The following is a 5476-nucleotide window of genomic DNA, read 5'->3' on the forward strand; positions in this document are numbered from 1 at the left end:
AAATAGCGGGATAAAAAGAAGGTGTCTTAGGAGCGGCTGCTGATAAAAGAGGGAGAAATATCATCTTCTGTAAATATCGATAGTCGCTCTTAAATAAAACGAGGAGTTCGTTATTAAGAATTCATTGGCTATCTTAGAGGTAAACCTAAAAAACATCGGATAAGGAAACAATTCGTTTCTACCTCATAAGGACTTATCAGCTGTTTAATAGTGTAGATATTATAAAAATAGGGGGATTATTAAAATGAATCTTAAGAAAAAGCTGGGTATGGGTGTTGCATCTGCAGTTCTTGGTTTATCTTTAATTGGAGGCGGAACGTTTGCATACTTCAGTGATAAAGAAGTATCAGAAAATACGTTTGCGGCTGGTACTTTAGATTTGAATATTGACCCGCAAGTTATCATCGATGTTGACAACATCAAACCAGGTGACCAAGTGGAGCGCGATTTCCACTTGATCAATAACGGCACTTTGAAAATTAAGGACGTTCATCTTCTTACTGATTACACTGTAACAGATGCAAAAGGTGATAACGGAGATGCTGATTTCGGTGATCACATCAAAGTGGAGTTCTTATGGAACATAGACAAGAACACAGTTCCTGTATGGGAAACTACTTTGTCTGAATTGAAACAGGCTACTGCTGATGGTAACATTCCTGATCTTGTACAAAAAGGTGTTGTAAACTGGGAAGGAAACGGACTTGCTCCAGGCAAGGATGACACTTTCTATGTGAAATTCATATTTGTAGATAATGGAGAAGAGCAAAACGTATTCCAAGGAGATACATTGAAATTGAACTGGACATTCGATGCGGCTCAGACAAAAGGGGAAGAAAAATAAGTTCAAATTTTATTCATTATATCTATGTAACAACTGAACTGCTAAATAAAAGTGCAAGATAAAGAGAGGTCATACTATGAAGTATGACCTCTTTTCCTATATTTTGTACAATATAGGAGTTTCACTTGTAAATTGATGGTACATAAGCTGAGTTTAAGCTAGCATTTCCGCTTTTCGACTTTGAATAACATCATCATAATGCATGAGTAAATCACTGGAAATTTCATCCCAGCTTTTTGTAGCAGCATAAGAGTGAGCATCTTGGCTCATTTGTTTACGCATTTCTTCATTATTTAACAATTCATAAATAGATGATAAAAATGAGTCCTCATTTTTGGGTTCACATAGAAATCCAGTTTTTTCATCTTTAATGATATTTTTAACCCCACCACTATTCGCACCAATAACAGGTGTACCACATGCGAGTGATTCCAGTACGACGTTCCCAAATGTTTCAGTAGTAGATGGAAATACCATTAGATCGGAGGAAGCGTAGACTTCAGCTAAATTCGTGCCTTGTAAATATCCAGTAAAGGTTACATTTGTTTTTGGAACATTTTCATGCAGGCCCTTTGCGAGAGGACCATCTCCAGCGATGAGCCAATGAATATCGTCACGTTCTTTGTTTGTCGTTTGAATAAGTGTTTGAAGAGTGTCGATATCTTTTTCAGGAGCAAGGCGTCCGACGTAGGAAAGAATATATTTCGCTGTAATATTATATTTTTTTCGGAATAGGTCTTTATTGTAAGTTGGATGAAAGAGAGTGCAATCTACACCACGTCCCCAAATATAGAGCTGTTGAAATCCTTTTTTCTTTAATTGATGTAATGTTTCAGGGGAAGGAACAAAGTTTTTTTGCATATGACTATGAAACCACTTTAAATAGTTCCATAACATACTGGAGAGAAACTCAATTTTGTAATAGTGTAAATAGGCGTCAAAATCAGTATGATAAGAACCGACGACTGGGATGTTCAATTTTTTTGCGTAATACAACCCACAAAGTCCCATGTTGAAAGGTGTGGCAATGTGAATAATATCCGGTTTAAAAGCAAGAAGTTCCCGCTTAATGCGCGGAGTAGGAAAGGCAAAGCGACATTCTGGATATAATATTGTTAACGGGATACTTCTCATTGTGTTCACATTCGCTACGAAATTATCTTCTGCCGTATGCTGAGGGGCGAAAACAGAATACGCGATATTTTCTTTTTGAAAATATTTAGTTAAACGTTCCAAAGTTTTCGCCACACCGTTGACTTGTGGTGTAAATGTATCGGTAAATATGGCGACTCTCATCATATCGCTCCTTTACATGAGTGGAATGAGTTGATAAAAAGAGATGATGCCAGAGCAAGTGCCGAGGCACATGCCTACAAATACATCTGACGGATAATGAAGCCCTAAATAAATACGGGAAATACCGACGCATAGCGCTAACGGTAATAGAAAAGCAAGCAAGTTTGGATTATAGCAAATAAATGGAATGAGGACAGAGAAAACAGCCGTTGTATGTCCGGATGGAAAAGAATGATCTTTTAATGGATGAACTGGATATTTCGCATCCTGAATTGTCAAATAAGGACGTTTTCGTGGATACCATCTTTTTAATATTTGCACTGGAATATGGCTAATTGTTAAAGAAATAGCAGTTGCAATTGCAGCTTGATGTAAATTCCCTGTTGCGAAGATTAAAAAGAAAAGTGTGAGTGCAATAGAGAAGGTAGCACCACCGATATGGGTAATATTGCTGAAAAAGATGTTTAATGTTTTTTGATCAAAGTAGCGATTAATTCCTTTGAAAATGTAACATTCTATTTTATATAGTCCACTGACCTTCATGAGATTTTTCCTCCCTCATTTACATATATATGGAGTTATTAACTTCTATTTTAATAAGATTTTATTGAGGGGATAATAAGGTTTTGTAAAGAAAAAGTTAGCTTTTTTCATAAAAAAAGCTGCCAGTCTTATGGCAGCGATAAAATCATTTTTGTAACGATTTATAATATTGTCCTTTTTCAACGTATTGTGTGCGGATACGTTCCATATCTTTACGGTCCTCTTCTGTTAATTCGCGAATGACCTTCGCAGGACGACCGAAAGCTAACGTATTAGGAGGGATTTTCTTTCCTTGTGAAACGAGACTACCAGCACCGATGAAAGCTCCTTCACCAATTTCAGCACCATCTAATATGATAGATCCCATTCCAATTAAAGCATCTTTTTTAATATGACAGCTATGTAAAATAACTTGATGCCCAACTGTAACATCATCTTCCAAAATAAGAGGATACTGGGGGCTTTGGTGAAGTGTACATTGATCTTGTACATTTACTCTATTTCCAATTATCGTTGGTGATACATCACCGCGGATGACTGTATTAAACCAAATACTAGATTCTTCGCCAATTGTCACATCGCCTGTAATGGTAACATAATCAGCGATAAAAGCACTACTCACAATTTTTGGATTTTTTTCTTTGTAAGGATATATCATGTAAAGCCTTCCTTTCCTAGAGACTAGTTTTAGTGTATCAAATTATGAAAAAGAGTGAAATGGAGGAGTTTCGTATGTGGAACTATGAAGCGGAAGAAGCGAAAGCCGTCATTATTATAGTGCATGGTGCTATGGAATATCACGGACGTTATGAAGCAGTTGCAGAAATGTGGAATCATAGCGGTTATCACGTCGTTATGGGGGATCTTCCAGCACACGGAACAACTTCAAGAAATAGAGGACATATCGATTCATTTGATGAATACATAGAGGAAATAAAGTTATGGGTGAAAGAAGCAAGAAAATATCGATTGCCTATTTTTTTATTTGGTCATAGTATGGGAGGACTTGTCGTTATTCGTATGATGCAAGAAACGAAAAGAGAGGACATAGATGGGATTGTATTAAGTTCGCCTTGTTTAGGAGTATTAGCTGCACCTTCTGCTCCGCTTCGTGCTGCTTCAAAAATATTAAATGTCGTTGCTCCAAAATTGCAATTTGCAACAAATCTCACTGTAGAAATGTCAACTCGTAACCATGAAGTGAGGGATGCGATGGAGAATGATTCATTGTTCTTGCGCAAAGTATCAGTACGTTGGTATAGTGAATTGATTAAGTCTATTGAGATTGTTCATGAGAAAATAGATGATTTTCCAGATGTTCCACTCTTGCTAATGCAGGCGTGTGAGGATAAACTTGTAGATAAAACACGTGTCCGTACATGGTTTGATAATGTTAAAATTAGTGATAAGGCATATAAAGAATGGCCTAATTGTTATCATGAGTTATTAAATGAGTATGAGCGTGATGAAATTTTGAATTATATTCAGTCATTTACTGAAATACATGTCAATAATATAGTAAAAACAAACAAATAAATCATTATTTGTACATTTAATAGAGGAGATGAAGGAAGAAGTGAACGTACCGAGTAATCCCATAACGCTCATGGCGAAAGTATACCGTGATGTGTTTCCGGTTGTACACCATGAGCTAGCGATGTGGAAAGAGCGTGCCTACCATATTCCAAATGATGAGCTTCATAGTCAGGCAATCGCAAGTATTGAGAATAAAACGTTTCATTGCGAGGGCGGTGGTATTTTAGCGCTGTTAGCAAATGAGCACCGAGAGGAATGTATTCGTTTTATTGTAGCGTATCAAACGATTAGCGATTATTTAGATAATTTATGTGACCGCAGTACATCACTTGATCCAAAAGATTTTGCCGCTCTTCATGAGTCGATGATAATGGCATTAAGCCCTGAAGTTGAAGGGGGCGGTAATTATTATCGTTACCGTGATGATCAAGATGATGGTGGTTATTTAGATGAACTCGTTGAAACATGCCAAGATGTTTTAAAGAAAACGAAGCACTATGATAAAATTGCTCCTGTTCTTCATGAACTTGCTTGTTATTATTGTGATTTGCAAATTCATAAACACGTGAAATTAGAAGAAAGAGAACCACGCTTAAAAACATGGTTTGAAGCACATAAAGAAAACTTACCACCGATGAGTTGGTTTGAGTTTTCAGCATGTGCGGGTTCTACACTTGGAATCTTTTGTCTTGTAGCATATGCATTTCATGATGAATTACATGATGAGGATATTGAGAAAATTAGACAAGGGTATTTTCCTTACGTACAAGGACTTCACATTTTACTTGATTATTTCATCGATCAAGAAGAAGATCGCATCGGCGGAGATTTGAATTTCTGTAGTTATTATGAAAACGAACAAGTAATATTAGAACGCATGAAGCACTTTGTAGAAGAAGCAGAAAAAAGCATTGGTGATTTGCCTCATGCGAAGTTTCATCGTCTCATAAGCAGAGGATTACTTGGTATTTATTTATCAGACCAAAAAGTATCAGCGCAAAAGAATATGCACAAAATGGCACGGCGCATTGTAAAATACGGAGGTCTCACTTCACGATTCTTCTACTGGAACGGGAAGATGTACCGAAAGAAAATGGCGCAGTGATGAAGAAAACCACTCATGTAGAGTGGTTTTTTTTTTATCCCGCTATTTGTGGGCAGTAAGACTCCCACCTCAAAATTCGGCGAATGCGAAGGAGTTAGGTGGGAGATCAACTGCCCGTAAAAGCCCGATTGGTTCAACTAATAATCAGTGGG

The 5476-nt window shown here is 37.0% G+C and carries 6 protein-coding genes; 3 read left to right on the forward strand and 3 right to left on the reverse strand.

Annotation, left to right across the window (positions count from 1 at the left end):
• Nucleotides 1-244 precede the first annotated feature (244 nt).
• On the forward strand, nucleotides 245-844 hold the full coding sequence (locus V7038_RS02610; protein WP_335468991.1) for a TasA family protein: 600 nt from the start codon (nucleotides 245-247) through the stop codon (nucleotides 842-844).
• A gap of 153 nt (nucleotides 845-997) precedes the next feature.
• Here the strand turns inward: V7038_RS02610 and V7038_RS02615 are convergent, their stop codons facing one another.
• The 3 genes from V7038_RS02615 to V7038_RS02625 form a co-directional block, all read right to left on the reverse strand.
• A complete protein-coding gene (locus tag V7038_RS02615) occupies nucleotides 998-2140 on the reverse strand; it encodes a glycosyltransferase family 4 protein (protein WP_335468993.1) in 1143 nt (380 codons plus the stop codon).
• Between the two features lie 12 nt (nucleotides 2141-2152).
• Nucleotides 2153-2683 (reverse strand): phosphatase PAP2 family protein, encoded by a 531-nt coding sequence (locus V7038_RS02620; RefSeq protein WP_000868588.1) that lies wholly within the window; start codon nucleotides 2681-2683, stop codon nucleotides 2153-2155.
• A 145-nt stretch (nucleotides 2684-2828) separates the two neighbouring features.
• Nucleotides 2829-3341, reverse strand: coding sequence for a gamma carbonic anhydrase (locus V7038_RS02625; protein ID WP_335468999.1), 513 nt, complete (start codon nucleotides 3339-3341; stop codon nucleotides 2829-2831).
• Nucleotides 3342-3415: 74 nt separating this feature from the next.
• On the opposite strand from V7038_RS02625, the gene V7038_RS02630 reads away from it, so the two are divergent.
• Together V7038_RS02630 and V7038_RS02635 are read left to right on the forward strand one after the other, a co-directional pair.
• Nucleotides 3416-4219: an alpha/beta hydrolase gene (locus V7038_RS02630; RefSeq protein ID WP_144508639.1), complete on the forward strand. Its 804-nt coding sequence runs from the start codon at nucleotides 3416-3418 to the stop codon at nucleotides 4217-4219.
• Nucleotides 4220-4259: 40 nt separating this feature from the next.
• Nucleotides 4260-5324 (forward strand): tetraprenyl-beta-curcumene synthase family protein, encoded by a 1065-nt coding sequence (locus tag V7038_RS02635; protein WP_144508638.1) that lies wholly within the window; start codon nucleotides 4260-4262, stop codon nucleotides 5322-5324.
• Nucleotides 5325-5476 lie beyond the last annotated feature (152 nt).

Origin of the sequence: Bacillus sp. JJ783, from assembly GCF_036963225.1 — a bacterium.
In the GTDB taxonomy this organism is placed as follows: domain Bacteria; phylum Bacillota; class Bacilli; order Bacillales; family Bacillaceae_G; genus Bacillus_A; species Bacillus_A cereus_U.